Raw genomic sequence first — 19,648 nt, 5'->3', positions numbered from 1 at the left:
GAGCCCATGAAGCCCTTTGAGAAATGTCTAATTTGTGGCGGCGACCTGGTTGAGAAAGAGGTCGAAAAGATCTTACGTGGCGGGGTCCACACGGCGGTCTTGAAAGTGCATGCCGAGGTTTGTCTTCATTGCGGTGAGCGCCTTTATTCTCAAGAGACGGTCAGGCGGTTTGAGGAAATCAGAGCCAAACTGGAACGCCAGGAAACGGCGGACTTTGAGCCGCTGGGACAATCGTTTAAGGTGATGTGATGGGCTCTACCCCAAAAGGTGAACACGTACGCGCATTGCACTCCGAGCCCTTGAGAACGGGCTAGATGCGCGAATGCAAATTGATACCTTCTCCATTCGGGTCGAAGATTCCCCGACCCCAAGCTGAGGGGAATCTTCAATATTTGAAGCAGGTCTTCGCCGCCAAGAAAGCGCGGAGGAAAGAGCTGGCCGCCCTGCCGTATTCGGAGAAGTTAAAGATTTGGTTGGAGCTGAAGACCCTCTTCAACAGCGTCTGGAGAATCAAATAGCGGAAGGTCCGCGGCGCCAAGAAGCTGCTCAAGCTGCGCGTCACCCTCTGCTCGGAGGAGCGGCAGGCATGCCGGAACTCAGTAGGTTTTTCGGAATCATCATTCGTATGTTTGCAGAGGTCGATGCGCCGCATCATACACCCCATTTTCATGCTTACTACCAAGATCAGGTCGCGGTCTACGGTATTGATCCGATTGAAATGATTTCGGGATCTCTGCCGAAGCGTCAACAACGTCTGGTGGAAGCCTGGGCAGAGCTACATCAGGGAGAGTTAACGGCCGACTGGAATTTGTTGCAGTCCGGCCGGAGGCCTACTCCCATTGAGCCGTTGAAATAGGGAGATGAAATGATTCATCCAATTTATCGTGTCCGCTCTTTTGAAATTCTTTCGCCTTATACCTTGCGTGTAGAATTTGACGACAACACCGAACAAACGATCAACTTTCAGCCGATCCTGGCAGGAGAGCTGTACAAACCGCTGCGTGATCTGACTCTGTTTAACCAGGTTCGTATCGATCCTGAAGTTCATACGCTTGTTTGGCCGAACGGAGCGGATTTCGACCCGGCGACATTACACGACTGGTCTCGGCACATCGAGGCGTTGACGGAACGAGCGAAGAAGTGGGAACGTGCATTGGCATAGCCCAGCGCCCAGCCCGGCGCTGGAGCCGACCGCATCGGGACGAAGTATGCGCCGGAGGCGCTGATCGGGAAGCGGATCGTGCTGGTGGCGAATCTTCAGCCCGCGAAGATCATGGGGGTGGAGTCCCAGGGGATGCTGCTGGCGGCGGGGGCGGAGGAGGTTTTGGAGCTCGCCACCTTTCTCGAAGAGATCCCGCCGGGGACGCGGATTAAGTAAGCCGTCCGCCATTTCTTTGTTGGTACCATCAACCGCATCAGAATAAATTCATCTTCTTGTGGTGCAAAGGCGCTGGACTCCTTTCCGACGTTTGCCATCCACTCTCTCCCAACATTTCGATCATAGTGGTGTCATTTAAATCCCTCTTGAAAATAAGTCGTTGACATTAAGGGTGAACTGGCTTATACAGAAAAGCCAGGCGAGACAGAAGATGTTTTAGGGATGTCTATTATGTATCATGTTCCTTTGGAGAGACTACCTGTGTCCAATATAAAAGTGTTGTTTTCGGCTCTGATCCTTGGCGTTATCTTCCTTGGCTGTGCGGCGATGGGAGTACCAGCCACAAGCGATCCTGATAAAAAGATCGGATATGCATACATGCTATTTGATCGACAGCAAAGACCGCTACCAGCCGAACGGCTAATACGGGAGGCCATTGAAATTTATCAAGAGAAGAATAATGACCTCGGGCTAGCGGAGGCATATCGCGCATATGGGTTCTTTTTTCGATCCGGCGCTTTAGAGAAGTGGCACAAACACTACGAATCAGACGGCTTTATGGAAGAAGGCGCTACATACGCGAATCGGCATGAAAAATCGATTGAGTACTTTGAGAAATCGGCCGCAATTTTTGAGAAGCATCACAAAAACGATGCGCTGACGAATGTTCATCTCAATATGGGATTCACATATGAGTTCGCCAATCAACCTGAAAAAGCCTGTGATGAGTACAAGAAAAGCCTTGTCAGCAACCAGCTTCACATAAAAGAAAATCCCGGTGTTACATTTACGTTACCAGAAGGATTTTCCTCATACGAAGCGTATGTGACGCCCATGATGGATAGGTTGAAGTGTGTAAAATAGAAGGCATAACAATGAGGAAATAAATCGAAATAAATCTGTCCCCTTTTCCACTTTTCTGGAAGAGATTCCGCCGGGGACGCGGATTAAATGAGTTGTGCTGTCATGATGTGCGTATAGGTTGCCAAGGCACTGCAGCCCCTCTGCGAGTGGGGAGAAGACAATCAAACCTAACGATCTCTCAGAATCAATTATTACAGCCGTGGTCCACTCAAAGCTGAACGAAGTATCGGTAGATATCGCAGAGATTGGGCTGGACACCTTCTTAGATGAAGGGGTGCTCCGCGAAGTTCCACTTATAGGAAGCATCGTCAATATTGTGAGAAGCGGCTTTTCAATCCGGGATAAGTTGTTCATCCGGAAACTCTGCACGTTTCTTATCCCATTATCCAATATCCCAGAACAGGAAAAGGAAAAGTTCGCAGGAAAGCTGGATACAGATCCGAAACTAAAGCGGAAGGTTGGCGATAACCTTATTTTATTGCTGGACCGATTGGATGATCTAGAGAAACCGCAATTTCTAGCAGATGCTTTTAAAGCCTACATTCGGGGCGACATCTCCTACGAAGACTTCCGTCGCCTATCTTCCGCAATCGATATCGCGTTCATTGATGATTTGGGAACCCTCACCTCAGTAAAAGAACATGCCAGTTACGATTTGTTGCACCGATTGACTAGAGCTGGTCTGGCTGAGACGGCAAGATCCACCCCGACTACATTCGGTGAAACAGACATTGGAGTAGTACTCTCCGAGCTTGGGCGGTTATACATCAGGGTCTTGGGAGCGCGCTGATTAGAAAATAAATTGTGTTTGTTGCGAATCTTCAGCTTGTGAAAGATTATTGGGATAAAGCTGCAAGGGATGTGTCTAGCAGTGGTCAAGAATTAAATCTGTCCCCTTTCCCAGGAAAAATTAAAGATTTGGTTGGAGCTGAAGGCTTTCTTCAACAGCGGCTGGAGGATCAAAAGCGGGGTGATCCGACTAACGTTAATACGCAGTTTGTAGACCTGGCCCTAAGCCTCTTGCGAAACGGCTGAAGCGCAGAACCGCGCAGCGAGGTCTAAGAACTATCTGCGGGCCATGAGGTTTGTTCTCGTTCTAACGGTGATTCTGCTTGCTTCAGTCTGGTGGAAACATTGGGGCGTTTTAGTTTCGCGCACTCCGCGCCGGGTAAGCCGTGTAACATTTCGGTGAACGCGGATGTCCGCGAGCATGCCTTCTTTTTCGGTTGTCAAGATCAGCCACACCATGCAGATGCGCCCCGTCACTCGCGGCTGCTGGTTACCTTAACATTCGGCCAAGAAGGAATACAACATGAAGATAATTGTTCTAGGGATACTTTTGGTGCTGTGCGCGATACCTGATAAGGGTCGGGCAGGAGACATGTTCAATTATGGTAGGTATTGGTCTCAACTTCCACCAATAGCCCGTTCTGCCTATGTTGAAGGAATTGTTGACGGCGGATCCCATGCGTACTTCCAAGCAGCTTCAGAATGGTTGCCACCCGGCGAAATAATTAAAAAACCAGAGCCGGAAAAGGTCGGCATAGTCAGGAAAAAGGTATTCATTATGGTCGATCCGAACACAATCATCTCCGTGATAACCGATCTATACAAGGACCCTGCGAATACCTTTATCGACACCGTGGACATGCTTTATATCGCACGCGACAAGCTTCTCGGTGAAAAAATTGATGATCGCTTGGTATCTGCCCGGAAAAAAGCCGTTGAGTCAAATGAACAGTTGAAAGTCTTCGAAAGGGACAAGTAGCAGAATCCACTGAATTAAGTATGGTATCCCTGGAATTCAAGGGTTTGTTTCGAAACTTAAAAAATCATTGAAGAAATTAGGGTCAAATCTTGAATATTGATAATGCAGGCTGCGCTGTAATAAAAGAACCAAAATATCAACAATCAAAACTTGACCCCATTCTTGGAAAGCCATACCCAAAAACATCTATTGGGGATATATGTTAGGCAGCTCAAATAACTAAGGAGAATAAGTTATGACAAAAGCGTCCCTGAAGCTTCCGAATGGAGCGGTCGTAACACTTGAAGGCACGCCTGAAGAAGTCAGGCAGCTCCTCGAACTTTATGACGGCAATCAGCCCGCACCAGAAACCCCATACCGTAAAAAACGCAAATCGGGAGCTGCCGTAGGTAAAGCGAAATCAGATTCGGACAGCAACGATGGTAAACCCAATCTCAACCACATCGTTACGCTTACCAAGGAATGCGATGAGGCGGAGACCATTGAGACGCAGATTTTGGACCGTACTGCTCAAGTGGATCGCACGCTGCTTCCGCTATATGTCGTGCATGAATACCTTGATAATGCATTTGGTCTCACCTCAGGAGAAATAAGGAAGATCACGACCGACCTAGGAATCCCGATCTCTCAGCCAAATGCTTCACGAACACTGTCTGGAACTGCTTCGAAATATGTAATTGGCGATAAGGTCAAGGTTAAGGGCCAGCCGGTTCGTTACAAACTATCAAGACGCGGCGTCCAGTATATGAAGGAGGTCCTAGCAGGGAACGCTAATGGCTGATCGCTCACGCTTTGCCAAAGGCATAGCTTCGCTGGATCTGTCCCATGCGGAGAGAGCGGTTGCGTTCCTCTGGTATTACCGCCAAACTCAAGAATTTGAAGAGCGGACGGCTTCTGAACTTGCCAATGATCTTCACGACGAGGGTTTTCCCCAGCCGAATGTGACCCGATTAAATCGGGATCTTGGACGAAGCCGTCTTACCATAAAGGGTCGAAGGGCAGGGTCATTCCAGATTGACGTGCGGCATGTTTCCAATCTTGAAGAGAAGTACGGTCAGATCCTCAAAACGAAAAAGGTAGATGTTCAGGACTCTGTGGTTCCAGGGGAGTGGGTTAAAGGTACCCGGGTCTACCTTGAAACATTAGTTCATCAAATTAATGGTAGCTACGAGTATGGATTTTATGACGCTTGCGCAGTCCTATGTAGGCGTCTTATGGAGTCTCTAATTATCGAGATTTATATTCACAACAGTAGGCATCACGAGATCCAGAACAGTGGAGTATTTCTCGGTCTCGAGAAACTTATTGCACATATTCGGACGGACGATAAGCTCATGCTCGGGCGGAATACCTCAAAAACAATGACCGAGGTCAAGCAGCTTGGGGATACCGCAGCTCATGATCGAGTTTATATTACGAGCAAACAAGATATTGATGATGTGCTCGCTAGGTACCGTCGTATGATTCAGGATCTCTTAGCGGCTTGCGGAATTCGGAAATGATCGGAAAGTCATCTAACTAAATTCCGAGGACGCCAAACTTAATTTAGCTTCATCATTATGTGCTTTGGAAAAATCGAGGAACATCGAAGCAAAAATATATTTTCTTACCACTGAACAGTAGAAGGGAAAATAGGGCCAAGTCTACAAACTTGACTATAGAAACTCTAGTACACAATTTGTAGACCTGGTCCAGACCAGTTAACGTTCGCAGCCAAGAGAGCGCGAAGGAAATCCCCGGAATTACAAACGTTAGAAGGCGTAGTGGATGATGACAGTCGATGTAGCCGAAGCACTGCTTTTTCATGCACAACTTCGCCGTGAAGAGATCCCGGCGATCGCGGTCGCTCTGTTGGAAACCGGAACCGACACGCCGACCATCAGACGGCTTGCCGGCCTGACCCCTTCGGAGTTGTCAGAGGCCCACGATCTGTTTCGGCGTATCCTTCAAGAACTGAGGCGCCGTCCCCCAACGGTCAGCGAGGCAGCGAAGACAGTCGCGAAGTACCTTGCTTCACTCGTGCTTGCCGACCGCGCCGACTTAAGACGTATAGCAGCTGAGGGCGCGCTTCTGGCAGCCACGTTTAACTATCCCGATATATTGATGCCGTTCTACACCGCTGATGACTCATATGCCCTCCCTGAGGTACTGAACCGGGCCGACGTGGATCGGGACCTTATTGAGGACGCTCGGCGATTGCTTGAAAATGATCGGGGGCATGCTATCTGATACATTGCTGGAGTTGTCCCGCACAAAGGAAATAAATCTGTCCCCTTTTCCACCTAAAAATGAGGATGATCTAGCCACACGGCAAGATAGTGGGTCACAAATGCAATGCTCTCGGTTCATATGCGGATTTCTGCTCGTCGCCCTCAGTCTGGCAACTGCCAACTGCTCGCGTGTCTCTTGGTATCGTGTACCGATTGATATGAACCCATCTATAGGGCTGAGCCAGGCCGAAAGAAAGATTATCAGCGCAGAGGAATCCTCCGCGCTACCAAAAACCTTTGTCCAAGTCCTGCGGCATGTCGAGAAAGATCATATCGATGAGGTAGATCCCACGGCGCTCAAGGAATCGGGGTCAGAGTACTTTAAATGAACACCTTCTCTTCCAGAATAGTACTCTGACCCTCATTTTTACTCACTCATTTTTACTCAGTCGGCGCTTAAAGCGAGCAGAAAAGGGAAGTACATGATTGCAAGACCCGACCCTAAACTTACTAAACTTAAGATTTACTCATATAGCTTTTACTGGGATCTGTGAGGAATATGAAACCGTTTTTGATTGGGATACTGTTAAGCGCAATTCTCTTTGTTCCGGCTTTTGCAGGAAAGAAAACGGCTAAAGAGGAAGCGGGTTTACTTGGCTTGGTTCGCACGGTACACACCGAGAGTGTAGAGTTTTCAAATAAGTCTGGTCAGTGGATTGAGAAAGTAAAGTTTAAACAAACGATGAGTTATGACCAAAAAGGAAACCGGGTTGGAAGAATTAATTACAATCCGGATGGTACTTTTCGATCAGAAGAAAGAAGTAATATTACCTATGATAAACATGGAAGAATAACGGAGATCAATTCGGCGGATAATTTGGGGTCTTTTGGTGGAAAGAAAATCTATAAGTATGATTCAAAGGGTAATATCAGTGAAGAAACGAATTACATCAATGATGGTTCAATGGGCAGCAGGAATGCCTATGTTTATGATGAGAACGGCAACATCTCTGAAGAGCTTCACTATGCTCACGATGATTCGTTTGTTAGCAAGAGGGTGTACAAATATGCTCCGGAGGGGTACGTTGCTGAAGAAGCCGTCTATGACTCTCGAAGCAAGTTGCTGCGTAAAAAGGAAGTGGCCTATGATGCTAAAGGGAACAAGACTGTGGTTCATTATGGCGGAAAGGGTTCTGCTACCGATAAGGAAGTATTTACATACGACACTAAAGGAAACATAAGTGAAATACTCTTTTATAAACCGGATGGTTCTATCGATGGGAAGAACACCTACAGTTATGAATATGATTCAGTTGGAAATTGGATTAAGCAGAGAGAGTTTCACAAGGGCAAAGTAGAATGGTTAAGAGTAACTGATCGAACCATCACTTACTATTCTAGGGCAGAATAAAATGTCATTTTTAAGAAATAGTGTAAATATTTTGGGACATGGGGACACCATTAATTCCGGGCAAGATCACCATACTTAATTTTTGACACCCCTTAAGCTGAATTCAATACGTTAGGCACCGACGTCTTCTTCGCTTCACAAAGAATCCGTGACGGCTTTACCTTTCTGTTGCAAGCGGGAGCCTAGCATGACATTGGAGACACGTTAATTCGAACACGTGTAAACAATACCGCGTACCGATCCGCCATCGGCGTTGCGCTCGCGGCAGCAGTCCTCCTCGTCTGGCTGAGTCTGGGCGTCGGCATCATCGGGGCGGACGGCGATCCCGCCAACCGGATGTATTTCGGGGTGCTCGCCGTCGGAATCATCGGGGCCATTATCGCGCGCTTCCAACCCCAGGGGATGGCGCGCGCGTTGTTCGGGACGGCGCTCGCGCAGGGGTTGGTTACCGCGATCGCGCTGATCGCAGGGTTGGGTCTGCCGTGGAGCCCGCCGGCGGAGATCATTCTGCTCAATGGGTTCTTCATCGCGTTGTTTTCCGGATCGGCCTGGCTGTTTCGGCGCGCCGCGCGCGGGCAACCCGAACGGGGCGACGCCTAACAATTTATCAGTGAAAGAATGGGGAGGTCTGGGCCCTGTACGCCTTACTTCGATTTTCGGGAGCCGTCCGAAGAGATCCGTCGATCGACGCCTGGCTGGCCGAACGGCCCGCCGAGCTGGGTTTCATTGCCCGGACCTGGTTTTCGAAAATGCGCCAGTGCGGCGCCGATGTTCGAGAGCTGATGCATGACGGGTATCCAACGGCGTGTGTAGAAGATGCCCCTTTCGGCTACGTCGGGGTCTTCAGGGCGCACGTCAACGTCGGCTTCTTCCACGGCGCATCGCTGCGCGACCCCGCCCGCCTGTTGGAGGGAACCGGAAAATACATGCGCCATGTAAAACTGAAACCGGGAATCCCCATCGACAGTGCGGCTTTGGAAGCCCTGATCCTCGCCGCGTACGCGGACATAAAAGAGCGGCTGAGCGCAGATGAGGCCGGAGCGGAGTTCCAATGAGCCAGACCGAGTATGTTTTTCAAAACACGTCGTTTCAAGCCGAATTGAATCGTCTGAGATCGATCGAGGCGATCTTTGACCCCGCAACGCGCCGCCGACTCCTTTCCGCCGGCTTGAAAAGAGGAATGCGCTGCCTGGAAGTCGGGGCCGGCGCCGGCTCGATCATGGCCTGGATCGCCTCCGAGATCGGCCCCTCCGGCCGGGTGACCGCCGTCGATATCAACACGCGCTTCATCGGCAATCCGCCGCCGAATGTACAGCTCTTATCCGGCGACATTCAGACGGTCCCTTTGAAGCCCGATTCATTCAATCTGATTCACGCCCGCTACGTTCTGGTCCATATCCCGGAATATCAAACCGTCCTGCAAATCCTCTGGAGATCGCTGAAGCCGGGGGGAAGCATCGTCATCGAGGAGCCGGACTTTTCTGCCTTTCGCGCGATCGAAGGGAGCGACGCGGGAAAACGGGCCTTCAAAAACATCCACCAAGCCATCAACCAGATGTATTCTTCCAAAGGGATCGATCCCGCTTTGGGAATGAAGCTTCCGATCCTTTTTCAGGAGTTGGGAGCGAAAGAGGTCGTGGTTGAGAATGACGCCCCGATTTCCCGAGGCGGATCGGACATCGCCGAGATGATGAGGATGTCCTCGATCCCATTGAAGGAAAAATATATCGCCACGGAGAAAGCCACCCCGGCCGATATCGACGACTACGAAGCCTTCACCGCCGACCCCGATTCAGCGGCAATTTATTATGCGACCATCGGCGTCATCGGCTGGAAAGAGGGAGTGGCTTAACGGCCAAGGAGGGAGTCATGAGCAAACTGCGGGTGGAAAGTTTCTCCATCTCGATCGACGGCTTCGGGGCGGGGCCCCATCAGAGCCTTGAGAATCCGTTGGGGGTCGGCGGAGAGGCGCTGCATGAATGGGTCTTACCGACGGCCACCTTTCAGAAGATGTTCGGAAACGAAGCCGGCACCACCGGAACGGACAATGACTATGCGGCGCGCGGCTTCAAAAATATCGGCGCATGGATTCTCGGCCGAAACATGTTCGGCCCGGTGCGCGGGCCCTGGCCGGATGAAAAATGGAAAGGATGGTGGGGAGAGAACCCGCCCTATCACGTGCCGGTGTTCGTTCTGACCCACCACCCCAGACCCTCCATTTCAATGGAAGGGGGCACCACCTTTCACTTCGTGACCGACGGGATTGATGCCGCATTGGCCGCGGCCAAGAAGGCGGCCAACGGCTTGGACGTTCGGGTCGGAGGGGGCGTTTCGACGATCCGGCAATATTTGAAGGAAAGATGGATCGATGAAATGCACGTCGCCATCTCTCCCATCCTTCTCGGATCGGGCGAGCCGCTCTTTTCCGGATTGAACCTGGTGGAGCTGGGGTACCAATGCGTCGAACATGTCGCAACAGAGAACGCGACCCATGTTGTGCTCAAGAGAGCATGAGCCGAACATGGAAGAATGAATTAATGTATGGTGTCCCCGGAATTTGTGAAAAACGACAAGGAACTCTATCGTGAACGCGATTAGGACGGTTCGGGCAACTAGGAACGAAGTGGGGTATGTAGAGATTGAAGTTGACGGAAAGCGCTTGGCTCATCACTTTGCAGGTCGTCTCGGCACTCATCCGTCGCAACTGTCTCCTCTCGGTTGGAGGTCAGCCACCGCAGCCCATCGAGCGGAAATCGTCGCACTGTTTCTGGCCGAAATACCATCGAAGTTGGAATCTGGGCGTGTTCCAGTTTTAGTCTGTGAAGAGTGCGGCGACGTCGGATGCGGTGCCTTCGCGGTTCGCGTGGTTCGGGAAGACGACCTTATTAAATGGACGGACTGGGCTTACGAGAATGGATATGAACCCGCCCGAGAACTCACATGGCCCACACGACCCAGTAACTTGGTATTTGATAGAAATACATATGAATCTGAGATCCGAAAAGCATTGTGACCACAATAGCGTCCAATCAACCAAATTCAACAAAGAGGAGAAAACTTCAATGTCGAAACGTTTTCTGGCGTTAACTTTATAATCTTTTCACTTTCTGGATAAGGAAATAAATCTGTCTCCTTTTCCAGATTCGTTTTAGGAGGGCAACATGAGAGTAATCATTGCTGCCATTCTGATCTTATTTGCCGGTCCTGCTTTCGCCGCCGATTCCTGCGAGGCACAGATTCCCTCCTCCTTGAAAGTCGCCTTAGCCAAGGCCTTTCCCAAGTTCCGTCCGCCGCTCGCCTCCGACAACTTGGAAGAGGACATTGAGTTCATTTGAAGGAGGGGGGGAAGGGGTGTCTCGGTGTGGCCGTCGCAGACTTTGATGGCGATGGAACCAAAGACATCCTGTTGGGTCTCACAGCGCTCAAAGGATCGGGAGCCCTCATCGTGGTTGCACTCGCGCGCGGCAAGGATTGGAAGCTCGAGTCCCTTGACGAGTGGCCTGAAGGTCGAATCAGCCTCTACGTTAAAGCGAATACGCCCGGAGTCTACCGACGGACAAAGGCCTCGGATGGCCCATTGGAGCCGGGTGAAGTAAACCCTCTGACGTGTCCCCACTCGGTCGCCGTTTTCGGCGCCACGGAGTCTTCAGGCGTTGCTTACTGCTATAACGACCAAAAGTGGCAGCACGTTTGGATATCCGACTAATGTTGCCCAACAATCAGAGGAACCGCGATGGCTAAACAGCAATCAGTCTCCGTCGCAACATTGAAGACGATTACCGATGCGTTTAACGCCCACGATCTGGACGCCATCATGGCGTTCTTTGCCGACGATTGCTCGTTAGACCTCCCTCGGGGACCGGACCCCTGGGGGCGGCGCTTTACCGGTAAAGCGGCCGTGCGGGAGGGGTTAGCGACACGCTTTAAGGGTCTCCCGGACGTCCACTACAGTGATGACCGGCATTGGGTCAGCGGCAATATGGGCGTGTCGGAGTGGCTACTCACCGGCACGACACCCGACGGAGTTCCGGTTCGAGTACGCGGTTGCGACCACTGGGAGTTCCGGGACGGGAAGGTCATCAGGAAGGACTCGTACTGGAAGATCGTCGAGAAACCCACATAGACAGTCAAGGAGGGATATGCCCATGTCTCTGCGTCGTCAAGTCTCAGCGCCATTCTGGTTCTTTCTTCTGTTCTTCACGCTTGCCGCCTTTGGTTGTTCAGGGGCGAGTTATATCAAGGCAAGCGTCCCCGACAACCCCCTTCAGAGAGTTGCACAACAGGCCGAGCCGGAGTGGTCCGTTGAGCGGGTGGACGAGAACACGTTGCACCTTCGCGACTCCTGGCCCATCCACAGCATTTTTGCTCTAGGTTACAGTGCCTCGTATGCCCATTTGTTCTACGATCCATCCGTTTCGGAACTCAACATTCAGTATTATTTCAAATCCTATCAACCCATCACGTTATGGGTTGTTCCCTTCTCCCTCGACGCCGAGCCCGGCTTCGCAGGTGGCGCCCTCAAGCCAACCATGAATCAGCAGATCGACGATATCCTGAGGTGGAGCGGCGCGACCGTCACATCGCGGCGCGGCGGGTCAACGTCGGAGCCGTTCCCCCCGAAGAAGGAAGACGGACTTGCCCCCCCTCTTGCTCCATAGATGGATTAAAAAAATAGGGATGGACACTTTTTGCGAAATACAAGATAATTGATCTGTTTCGGCGTAAACGAACAAAGGCGAATTGAGTCTGCCGCGCCGATTTCCCCTAAACGCGAAAGGCACAACGCTCCGAAGCTTCGTTCCTTTCCCTCAACAAAAAGGACAACCATTTGGCAAAACCGAATTATCAACATGAAAAGCGTCAGCGAGATATCGCGAAGAAAAAGAAACAGGAAGAAAAAAGACAGAACAAGCTGAAGAAAAAAGAAATCGCCTCCAAGGCGAACCCTGATCCATCTCCAAAAAATTGACCACCTAACTTCTCGGGTCGAAGATCGCTTCGCGATGTGAATGGAGGTACTTCATACCCGATTTATAACGGCACATTCCCCGCTGCTCGCGGCGGGGAGATTCAATTTCGAATTCCAGGGAGAAGCTACTTCATGATTGACTCTCCGTAGGGAGAAGTGTACCCTCCCGCCATAGCCGGAAAAACACGCAGGCCCCACCCGCTTTCCCCCACCCACCCATCACTCAACGCGGCAACCACCGGCAGCAACCACTTTTCATCAGGCTTCGGGACCGTCTTCTTTACCGTCGAAACCCGGACCGAAGCAAAACTTGAATGAATGATAAAAATTCGTTATGCCCGATGTCGATTTCAGGGTTCCCCGACGACTATTAAGTGTAGGGCGGTAATTGTCAAAAAAAAGATGATGAATTACACTGATCCGGATTAAAATAGGCTTCATCTGAACAAAAACAAGGAGAATCCAGTATGAGTCGCGTACGCGTTTTGGTCGGCACACGCAAAGGGGCGTTCATTCTAAACTCGGATGGGAAGCGGGCCAAGTGGGAGGTCAGCGGACCGTTCTTTGCCGGATGGGAAATCTATCATATGAAAGGCTCTCCCGCCGATCCGAATCGGATCTATGTCTCCCAGACCAGCAGCTGGTTCGGACAGATCATTCAGCGATCGGACGACGGCGGCAAAACCTGGCACCAGCCCGGCCTAAAGCCGGGGGAGCCGACCACGACCCCCGAGGGGATGCCGATGGCCGAGAGCAACAAGTTTGTTTACGACACCTCCCCCGAAACGGGCAAGCCGCTCACGACCCACCAGTGGTACGACGGCACGCAGCATCCGTGGGAGTTCAAGCGGGTCTGGCACCTGGAGCCGTCTTTGAACGATCCAAACACGGTCTATGCCGGCGTCGAAGACGCGGCGCTTTTTCGCACGACCGACGGCGGACAAAGTTGGCACGAGCTCGCGGGATTGCGGGGCCACGGCACCGGACCCCAATGGTCGCCCGGCGCGGGAGGGATGGGATTGCATACGATCCTGCTCGATCAAAAAAATCCGAATCGCATCTATATCGCGATCTCCGCCGCGGGGGTCTTCCGAACCGACGATGCCGGGAAGACGTGGAAACCGATCAACAAGGGGCTGACCTCTCAATACATTCCCGATCCCAAGGCCGAAATCGGTCATTGCGTTCACCGCATTGCCATGCACCCGTCGCGCCCCGACGTGCTCTATATGCAGAAGCATTGGGACGTCCTGCGGAGCGACAACGCCGGCGAGTTATGGCAGGAGGTGAGCGGGAATTTGCCGACCGACTTCGGGTTTGTGGTCGATGTCCATGCGCACGAGCCGAACACCATTTATGTCGTCCCGATCAAGAGCGATTCGGAGCATTTTCCGCTCGAGGGCAAGCTCCGCGTCTACCGCAGCCGCAACGGCGGAAATGAATGGGAAGCGCTGACAAAGGGACTCCCCCAAAGCAACTGCTACGTCAACGTCTTGCGCGATGCGATGGCGGTCGATTCGCTCGACTCCTGCGGGATTTATTTCGGCACCACCGGCGGACAGGTCTATGTGTCGCCCGACGGCGGGGAGAACTGGAGCGCCATCGTGCACGATCTTCCGGCCGTCTATTCGGTCGAAGTGCAGACATTAAGATGATCCGCGTCGGGCTCCCCTATCATCTGCGAAACCTGGCGCGGGTCGATGCGGAGGTCCAACTCCAGGTCGACGGCCCGGTCACCCAACGGACCGTGCTGAATGCGCTCGAAGCACGCTACCCGATGCTGGCCGGGACGATTCGCGACCATGTCACGCAAAAGCGCCGGCCGTTTCTCCGGTTCTTTGCCTGCGGAGAAGATCTCTCGCTGGAATCTCCCGACGCCCCGCTCCCCGACAAGGTGGCGGCCGGAGAAGAGCCGTTTCTCATCATCGGCGCCATCGCAGGAGGGTGAATCTGAACACCGGGATCGACAATGAGCCACTGATGAACGAATCCACATTTTAAATAGGAGAACAAATCATGTCTAAAAATACTGTCCGACTTCACCGGGTCCTCCGTTCCACCCCGGAAAGAATCTATCGGGCGTTCCTCGACCCCGATGCAATGGCCAAATGGCTGCCGCCGAACGGATTCACCGGCAAGGTTCATCATCTGGAGGCCAAGGTAGGCGGCACCTACAAGATGTCGTTCAAGAACTTCACCACCGGCCACGGCCACTCGTTCGGCGGGGAGTATCTTGAATTGGTGCCAAATGAACGGATTGTCCACACCGACAAATTCGACGATCCGAATTTACCGGGAGAAATGAAGGTGACGATCTCATTGAAGCCGGTTTCCGTCGGAACGGAGATGAACATCATCCAAGAAGGGATCCCCGACGTCATTCCGCTGGAGGCCTGCTATCTCGGCTGGCAAGAATCGCTCACGTTACTTGCAAAACTGGTCGAGGCGGAGATTACAGAGTAAGGAGGATCAAAATGTCTATTCCGAAAATTACCCCCTGTTTGTGGTTCGATAACCAGGCCGAAGCGGCGGCGAAGTTTTACACCTCCGTCTTCAAAAAGGGAAAGATCGGAAAAATCACCCGCTTCGGAAAAGAGGGTTTCGAGATCCACGGAAGGCCGGAGGGATCGGTGATGACCGTGGAGTTTGAGATCAACGGCCAGCCGTTCACCGCGCTCAACGGCGGCCCGGTCTTCAAATTCAACGAGGCGATTTCGCTTCAAGTGCCATGCGAGACGCAGGAAGAGATCGACTACTATTGGGACAAACTTTCCGAAGGGGGAGAAAAATCACAGTGCGGCTGGCTCAAAGACAAATACGGCCTCTCCTGGCAGGTCTTTCCGAAGGGGATAGACGAATGGGTCGGCGATCCCAACTCCGAAAAATCGCAGCGCGCAATGAAAGCGATGCTTCAAATGGAGAAGATCGACATCACGAAACTCAAGCAGGCCTACGAAGAAAAGGGCACAAGATAGCAAAGCTGGATCCGGGACCGGGCAGTTGAACTTTAAAGAACGGGGTGGTAAAGAGATTGCATCTGATATGGATCGAACCCTCGCAGAAGGAGAGAGGCCATGTCTAAAAAAGATGCAACCGCTCCGAAAGAGATTCCGAGCGAAAACAACCGCCCCTACCTCATCCTCCGCCCCGAAGAGCATGCCGTTCTCGGCGAGAGCGAGTTCGGGACGCCCGGCCTTCGCGCCGTCGAGTCGATCGGCCCCTTTACCGAAATCCAAGCCTCCGGCCCGCTCATCACCGTGCACGACGCCACCGTAGCGCCGCACCTCGGCATCGGACATCACCCGCACCGGTTCAACGAGCGGCTCTTCTACATCGAGCAGGGGGAGCTCGACCATGACGACGCATGGAACAACATCCATGGTCATATCGGCCCCGCCGACGTCGGTCAGTTTACCGAGGGGAGGCGCGGGATGCTCCACTCCGAGTGGAACAACGGCGACCTTCCCACGCGCGCCTATATCCTCGTCTACAGTACCGATCCGGTCCCGGAGGAAACCGCTTTTCATGTCCTGAAAGACGACGAAGCGCCTCGCTATGGCGAGGGACGCGGTGTCGAGACGAAAGAGCTGGTCGGCGGAAAATCGCCGCTTCGCGTACACGGCGACCTCCGCCGCTTCACCGACTCGCGCCTCGAACCCGGCGCCGAGTTAAGCCTGCCGCTGGCGGCCGGCGAAGGGGGTCTCATCAGCGTGCGGGAAGGGCGGGTCCGCCTCGGCGGCGAAGTGCTGCCGGTCGGCGAAACGGTGATCGTTCCCCCCGCCGACGCGCCCGGCACGCTGCGGCTTCGAGCCGACGCGCCGAGCCGCGTGATCCGCGTCGTCTACGGTCCCGGCCACGGATTCGTCCGCGCCGCCCCCCGCTATCGGACCCGCACCCGCGCTTGACCTACTGGACGTAAAGCCGTAGTTTGCGGGAGCGCAGCGGACGGCGGCCGACTGAATTACAGGGTTCAGAAAGCAAGCGCCTTGGAGCCGGCCGCAGAAAGCCGTCGCATTTCGGCGAACATTCTTCGCGATCTTCCCTCGACGCTCTCTTCGCGCAACGGTTCCAGATCCGGTTCTTCTTGACTCTCCCGAAGGAATCGGTTTACTTTCGACTTATGGCGAGACTCCTATCGACGGCCTTCAAGCGCTTCCCCGGCCCTCCCACAAATGGCCACCCTCGTCAGCAAACCCTTGTTCCGCAGAATTCCGAACATCATGGAATGGCCGATGCAAACAATTAACTGAGGAGGCAACGCAATGAGCGCTAAGATTGTTCTGCCTACGGATAATGAAAGCTTCGACTTCGGCGGCCTCGGGGTGCTCTGGAAGGTGGACGGACAGGAAACCGGCCAGCGCTTCTCCATCATTCACCATCCGATCGCCCCCCGCGCGCTGGCCGCGCCGCTTCACTACCATCACCAGGAGGATGAGCTCTGCTACGTCTTGAAGGGGACGCTCGGCGCGAAGCTGGGGGACGACATCGTCACCGCCCGACAGGGGACGTGGGTTTTCAAACCCCGCGGACAGTGGCACGCATTCTGGAACGCGGAGGAGACCCCTTGCGAGATCATCGAAATCATCTCGCCGGCCGGCTTCGAGAACTACTTCAGGGAGGTGGCCGCGACCTGGGGCAACCTCGCGAAATTCGAGGAGATCAACAGGAAGTACGACCTCGACATGGACTTCGACAGCATTCCGAAGCTCTGCGAGCGCTTCGCCCTGACGTTCCCTCAGCTCTGACGCCGCGCGCGCAAACGGTCGATGTCTGTATGAAACCGCCGCCATGGATGGATCCTCGATTCCGGCGGCTCATCTTCGGGCGAAAGGAAACTTCGAGCATGAGCAGAGAGACCTTCCCCTCAGGGGTCCACACGGCGCTGAGCTTCCCTCTCGTCTCAAGCGCTCAGGTGCACAGCGACGAATTCAAAGAGTGCGTGGCGCTTCAGGCGCAGTACCTCTATGACCGGTTCAGAAAGTTCCCCGGCACGGTGCCGAGCATCTTTTCCCTGATGTATCTGCAAGCCCATCATCTCGATTTAGAATTCTACGACCACTATTTCGAGCCTGGCGCCTATTTGCAGACGCACGCCGAGCATATGGCGGGCTGGCACGGCCGAGAAACCTAACCTCACGCCCGCCGGTGAGCCCGCCGCTCCGGATGAAGCGTGCGGTCGGCCCCGCGGTGGAAAAGAAGCTCGCTCCCTTTTCTCCAAAAGGTCCCGAGCGCCGTCTGCCGGAGGGGTTGGGTCTGAGACCGTCTCGGCGTCAGCCAGTATTTCCAGGCAAACCGAAGCCACTCCCTTCGGACCACCGGCCAGATGTGACCGTACCGCTCCCGCCCCCGGAGGACCTCGAAGTAAAGCTCGGCGATCCACTTGTGGCTCTGAAGGAATCGGTAGCTCGTCTCCGGCCATTTGTGGAAGAGGCGCGCAAATCGGCGGGCGGCCTTGAACTCTTCCGCCGTCTCGGCCCGGACCCGCGCGGTATAAGCCGACAAGCCCTCTCCGGTCCCCTTCAGGTTATTCGAGATCACCTCCGCCGCGATCAGGCCGGTCAGGAGGGCATAGTAAAGTCCGTCCCCGGAAAGGGGATCGATCAGGCCGGCGGCGTCCCCGACCCAGAGGACCCCTCCCTCGTGAAGCGGCGTCCCCTCGCTGATGGAAGCCCGTTGGAAAACGCTCACCGGTTGTCCCGACGCCTCTTTGAGGATTCCCTGATTTTCGATGAACTGGCCGTAGAGCTCTCCGGCGCTTTTGACCTTTCGGTCCGCGCCGGAAACGCCTGTCGCGTGATGATCCCGCTTCGGGAGACGCCAGCCGAAGCCGTGCGGGGCCGATCCGAGATCGATCCGAATGAGGCTGTGATCCTCATGCGCTTCCCCCTGATACGGAATCTCGCTCTCCACGCCGACCGCCCCTTCGCCCGGCAGCCCTCCGCCGCGCCGGATCAGGCCGTTGAGGCCGTCCGCGCCGATCAAGTAGCGGCAACGCCAGCCGTCGTGCCGGGTCCGGACCGCGATCTCGCCGTCCTCCTCCGTCCACTCGACCACCTCGGTCTCGTCGCAAAGGACCGCTCCCGCCGCTTCCGCCTTCGAGGCCAAAAGGTAGTCGAATCGGTCGCGCGACACCGTCGAGGCGACCGGCTCGGGCGTTTCGATCATGAAAGGATCCTTCCCGCAAAAATCAAAACGAATCCCCTGGATCGTCTGCTCGATCTCACCGCTGATATCGAAAGGGATCAACGCGGCGGCCCGAACCGTCAGGGCCCCCCCGCAGATCTTCCCCCGAGGGAGAGACGATCGCTCCAGCGCTAAAACCCGGTGTCCCCGACGGCTCAGCTCATACGCAGCGATGGCCCCGGCCGGACCGAGGCCGACCACAATGACATCATAATCGGTCATGGGATTACCCCTGCACTTTTAGTTTATTCTCTACCTGTTTGACGCCGGAGACGTCCTTCGCCAACGCTTCGGCCTGACGCCGCTGCTCCCTTGATTCAACCTCTCCTTCCAGGACCACGATCCCTTTGCGGCTGGTCACATCGATATCGGCCTGACGAGTCACCGGATCGGTGATGAGGTCGGTCTTCAGTTTGGCGACAATGGAATTGTCCAGGATCACCTCGCTGGTGAGCATCAATCGGTTGTCGATTCTTCGAAGCTCGCCCACAACAGACCGCGTCAACTCCTCCGCCCGCTCCCGCTCTTCCTCGCGGTCGACCAGACCGGTCAGGACGACGGTATCCCCCTCCAGCTTCGGTCGGATCTGCCAAGCCGCCGTGAGGGGATCCCCTTTCAATCTGCTCTGAATCTTCGATTCAATCGCCTCGTTCCGCGGAGGGGCCTCCGCGCGGCGATTTTTCGCGCCACAACCATTCAAAAAAAGCGCAACGATCAAGACAACCCACACCGTTCTCTTCATTAGACAGTCTCCTCTCATCGCTTACATTTTCTTATGTCTTGAACAAGGGTCTTCTGAGGATGGAACTAAAAACCTAAACAAAGATAAAGCAAAAACCAGGCCGCTAAAATCGTTGCCCGATGC

General features: G+C 53.8%; 30 protein-coding genes and 1 pseudogene. 28 read left to right on the top strand and 3 right to left on the bottom strand.

The features are described from left to right. Window positions 1–6: 6 nt before the first annotated feature. The 14 genes from MNODULE_RS15765 (at window position 7) to MNODULE_RS15705 (ending at window position 8,231) form a co-directional block, all read left to right on the top strand. Complete coding sequence (locus tag MNODULE_RS15765) at window positions 7–249, top strand: YgiT-type zinc finger protein (protein ID WP_168061604.1); 243 nt, start codon at window positions 7–9, stop codon at window positions 247–249. Between the two features lie 65 nt (window positions 250–314). Then, window positions 315–518: a hypothetical protein gene (locus MNODULE_RS24780; protein WP_238339595.1), complete on the top strand. Its 204-nt coding sequence runs from the start codon at window positions 315–317 to the stop codon at window positions 516–518. Between the two features lie 68 nt (window positions 519–586). After that, window positions 587–856 carry a DUF4160 domain-containing protein gene (locus MNODULE_RS15760; protein ID WP_202882238.1) on the top strand — a complete coding sequence of 90 codons (270 nt, stop codon included), beginning with the start codon at window positions 587–589 and terminating at the stop codon, window positions 854–856. Window positions 857–865: 9 nt separating this feature from the next. Then, complete coding sequence (locus tag MNODULE_RS15755) at window positions 866–1,162, top strand: DUF2442 domain-containing protein (RefSeq protein ID WP_168061602.1); 297 nt, start codon at window positions 866–868, stop codon at window positions 1,160–1,162. A 78-nt stretch (window positions 1,163–1,240) separates the two neighbouring features. Further along, window positions 1,241–1,378, top strand: a complete 138-nt coding sequence (locus tag MNODULE_RS15750) for a hypothetical protein (RefSeq protein WP_202882237.1) — start codon at window positions 1,241–1,243, stop codon at window positions 1,376–1,378. A gap of 231 nt (window positions 1,379–1,609) precedes the next feature. After that, the gene (locus tag MNODULE_RS15745) at window positions 1,610–2,242 is read left to right on the top strand and encodes a tetratricopeptide repeat protein (RefSeq protein WP_168061600.1); all 633 of its coding nucleotides are present in this window, start codon (window positions 1,610–1,612) and stop codon (window positions 2,240–2,242) included. 118 nt (window positions 2,243–2,360) lie between these two features. Next, entirely contained in the window at window positions 2,361–3,032 is a 672-nt protein-coding gene (locus MNODULE_RS15740) for a hypothetical protein (RefSeq protein WP_168061598.1), read from the top strand. A gap of 14 nt (window positions 3,033–3,046) precedes the next feature. After that, window positions 3,047–3,277 carry a hypothetical protein gene (locus tag MNODULE_RS15735; protein WP_168061596.1) on the top strand — a complete coding sequence of 77 codons (231 nt, stop codon included), beginning with the start codon at window positions 3,047–3,049 and terminating at the stop codon, window positions 3,275–3,277. Window positions 3,278–3,554: 277 nt separating this feature from the next. Next, a complete protein-coding gene (locus tag MNODULE_RS15730) occupies window positions 3,555–4,010 on the top strand; it encodes a hypothetical protein (protein WP_168061595.1) in 456 nt (151 codons plus the stop codon). Between the two features lie 235 nt (window positions 4,011–4,245). Next, the gene (locus MNODULE_RS15725) at window positions 4,246–4,791 is read left to right on the top strand and encodes a hypothetical protein (protein WP_168061593.1); all 546 of its coding nucleotides are present in this window, start codon (window positions 4,246–4,248) and stop codon (window positions 4,789–4,791) included. Continuing rightward, window positions 4,784–5,512, top strand: coding sequence for a DUF4145 domain-containing protein (locus tag MNODULE_RS15720; protein ID WP_168061591.1), 729 nt, complete (start codon window positions 4,784–4,786; stop codon window positions 5,510–5,512). The genes MNODULE_RS15725 and MNODULE_RS15720 overlap by 8 nt, the downstream gene beginning before the upstream one ends. 265 nt (window positions 5,513–5,777) lie before the next feature. Continuing rightward, complete coding sequence (locus MNODULE_RS15715; RefSeq protein ID WP_168061589.1) at window positions 5,778–6,239, top strand: hypothetical protein; 462 nt, start codon at window positions 5,778–5,780, stop codon at window positions 6,237–6,239. A 540-nt stretch (window positions 6,240–6,779) separates the two neighbouring features. Next, window positions 6,780–7,631 carry a hypothetical protein gene (locus MNODULE_RS15710; protein WP_168061587.1) on the top strand — a complete coding sequence of 284 codons (852 nt, stop codon included), beginning with the start codon at window positions 6,780–6,782 and terminating at the stop codon, window positions 7,629–7,631. A 336-nt stretch (window positions 7,632–7,967) separates the two neighbouring features. Beyond that, window positions 7,968–8,231, top strand: a complete 264-nt coding sequence (locus tag MNODULE_RS15705) for a hypothetical protein (protein ID WP_168061585.1) — start codon at window positions 7,968–7,970, stop codon at window positions 8,229–8,231. A 44-nt stretch (window positions 8,232–8,275) separates the two neighbouring features. On the opposite strand, the gene MNODULE_RS24470 is transcribed toward MNODULE_RS15705, so the two are convergent. Next, entirely contained in the window at window positions 8,276–8,419 is a 144-nt protein-coding gene (locus MNODULE_RS24470) for a hypothetical protein (RefSeq protein WP_202882236.1), read from the bottom strand. Between MNODULE_RS24470 and MNODULE_RS15700 the strand changes: the two genes are divergently transcribed. The 14 genes and pseudogenes from MNODULE_RS15700 to MNODULE_RS15635 form a co-directional block, all read left to right on the top strand. Then, window positions 8,414–8,686, top strand: coding sequence for a DUF1801 domain-containing protein (locus tag MNODULE_RS15700; protein WP_202882235.1), 273 nt, complete (start codon window positions 8,414–8,416; stop codon window positions 8,684–8,686). The genes MNODULE_RS24470 and MNODULE_RS15700 overlap by 6 nt on opposite strands. Next, entirely contained in the window at window positions 8,683–9,483 is an 801-nt protein-coding gene (locus MNODULE_RS15695) for a class I SAM-dependent methyltransferase (protein ID WP_168061583.1), read from the top strand. The genes MNODULE_RS15700 and MNODULE_RS15695 overlap by 4 nt, the downstream gene beginning before the upstream one ends. Window positions 9,484–9,500: 17 nt before the next feature. Then, window positions 9,501–10,145, top strand: a complete 645-nt coding sequence (locus tag MNODULE_RS15690) for a dihydrofolate reductase family protein (RefSeq protein WP_168061581.1) — start codon at window positions 9,501–9,503, stop codon at window positions 10,143–10,145. 647 nt (window positions 10,146–10,792) lie between these two features. Beyond that, window positions 10,793–10,966 (top strand): hypothetical protein, encoded by a 174-nt coding sequence (locus tag MNODULE_RS15685; RefSeq protein WP_168061579.1) that lies wholly within the window; start codon window positions 10,793–10,795, stop codon window positions 10,964–10,966. Window positions 10,967–11,364: 398 nt separating this feature from the next. Then, entirely contained in the window at window positions 11,365–11,754 is a 390-nt protein-coding gene (locus tag MNODULE_RS15680; RefSeq protein WP_168061577.1) for a nuclear transport factor 2 family protein, read from the top strand. 22 nt (window positions 11,755–11,776) lie between these two features. Further along, window positions 11,777–12,289: a hypothetical protein gene (locus MNODULE_RS15675; protein WP_168061576.1), complete on the top strand. Its 513-nt coding sequence runs from the start codon at window positions 11,777–11,779 to the stop codon at window positions 12,287–12,289. A 170-nt stretch (window positions 12,290–12,459) separates the two neighbouring features. Next, a complete protein-coding gene (locus MNODULE_RS15670; protein ID WP_168061574.1) occupies window positions 12,460–12,600 on the top strand; it encodes a hypothetical protein in 141 nt (46 codons plus the stop codon). A 467-nt stretch (window positions 12,601–13,067) separates the two neighbouring features. After that, window positions 13,068–14,255 carry a WD40/YVTN/BNR-like repeat-containing protein gene (locus MNODULE_RS15665; protein ID WP_168061572.1) on the top strand — a complete coding sequence of 396 codons (1,188 nt, stop codon included), beginning with the start codon at window positions 13,068–13,070 and terminating at the stop codon, window positions 14,253–14,255. Next, the gene (locus MNODULE_RS15660; protein ID WP_168061570.1) at window positions 14,252–14,548 is read left to right on the top strand and encodes a MoaD/ThiS family protein; all 297 of its coding nucleotides are present in this window, start codon (window positions 14,252–14,254) and stop codon (window positions 14,546–14,548) included. The genes MNODULE_RS15665 and MNODULE_RS15660 overlap by 4 nt, the downstream gene beginning before the upstream one ends. Before the next feature lie 68 nt (window positions 14,549–14,616). Beyond that, entirely contained in the window at window positions 14,617–15,063 is a 447-nt protein-coding gene (locus tag MNODULE_RS15655) for an SRPBCC family protein (protein ID WP_168061568.1), read from the top strand. Window positions 15,064–15,074: 11 nt separating this feature from the next. Beyond that, a complete protein-coding gene (locus MNODULE_RS15650; protein WP_168061566.1) occupies window positions 15,075–15,575 on the top strand; it encodes a VOC family protein in 501 nt (166 codons plus the stop codon). 99 nt (window positions 15,576–15,674) lie between these two features. Further along, the gene (locus MNODULE_RS15645; RefSeq protein ID WP_168061564.1) at window positions 15,675–16,505 is read left to right on the top strand and encodes a pirin family protein; all 831 of its coding nucleotides are present in this window, start codon (window positions 15,675–15,677) and stop codon (window positions 16,503–16,505) included. A gap of 357 nt (window positions 16,506–16,862) precedes the next feature. After that, window positions 16,863–17,345, top strand: a complete 483-nt coding sequence (locus MNODULE_RS15640; RefSeq protein WP_168061562.1) for a cupin domain-containing protein — start codon at window positions 16,863–16,865, stop codon at window positions 17,343–17,345. Window positions 17,346–17,500: 155 nt separating this feature from the next. After that, window positions 17,501–17,731: pseudogene (locus MNODULE_RS15635) on the top strand (hypothetical protein); the annotation flags it as partial. Window positions 17,732–17,733: 2 nt separating this feature from the next. On the opposite strand, the gene MNODULE_RS15630 reads toward MNODULE_RS15635, so the two are convergent. Next, window positions 17,734–19,005 (bottom strand): NAD(P)/FAD-dependent oxidoreductase, encoded by a 1,272-nt coding sequence (locus MNODULE_RS15630; protein WP_168061560.1) that lies wholly within the window; start codon window positions 19,003–19,005, stop codon window positions 17,734–17,736. Window positions 19,006–19,009: 4 nt separating this feature from the next. Continuing rightward, complete coding sequence (locus tag MNODULE_RS15625) at window positions 19,010–19,525, bottom strand: BON domain-containing protein (RefSeq protein ID WP_168061558.1); 516 nt, start codon at window positions 19,523–19,525, stop codon at window positions 19,010–19,012. Window positions 19,526–19,648: the final 123 nt, after the last annotated feature.

This window comes from Candidatus Manganitrophus noduliformans, from assembly GCF_012184425.1.
Classification (GTDB): domain Bacteria; phylum Nitrospirota; class Nitrospiria; order SBBL01; family Manganitrophaceae; genus Manganitrophus; species Manganitrophus noduliformans.
This window is presented reverse-complemented; position numbering and strand designations above follow the sequence as displayed.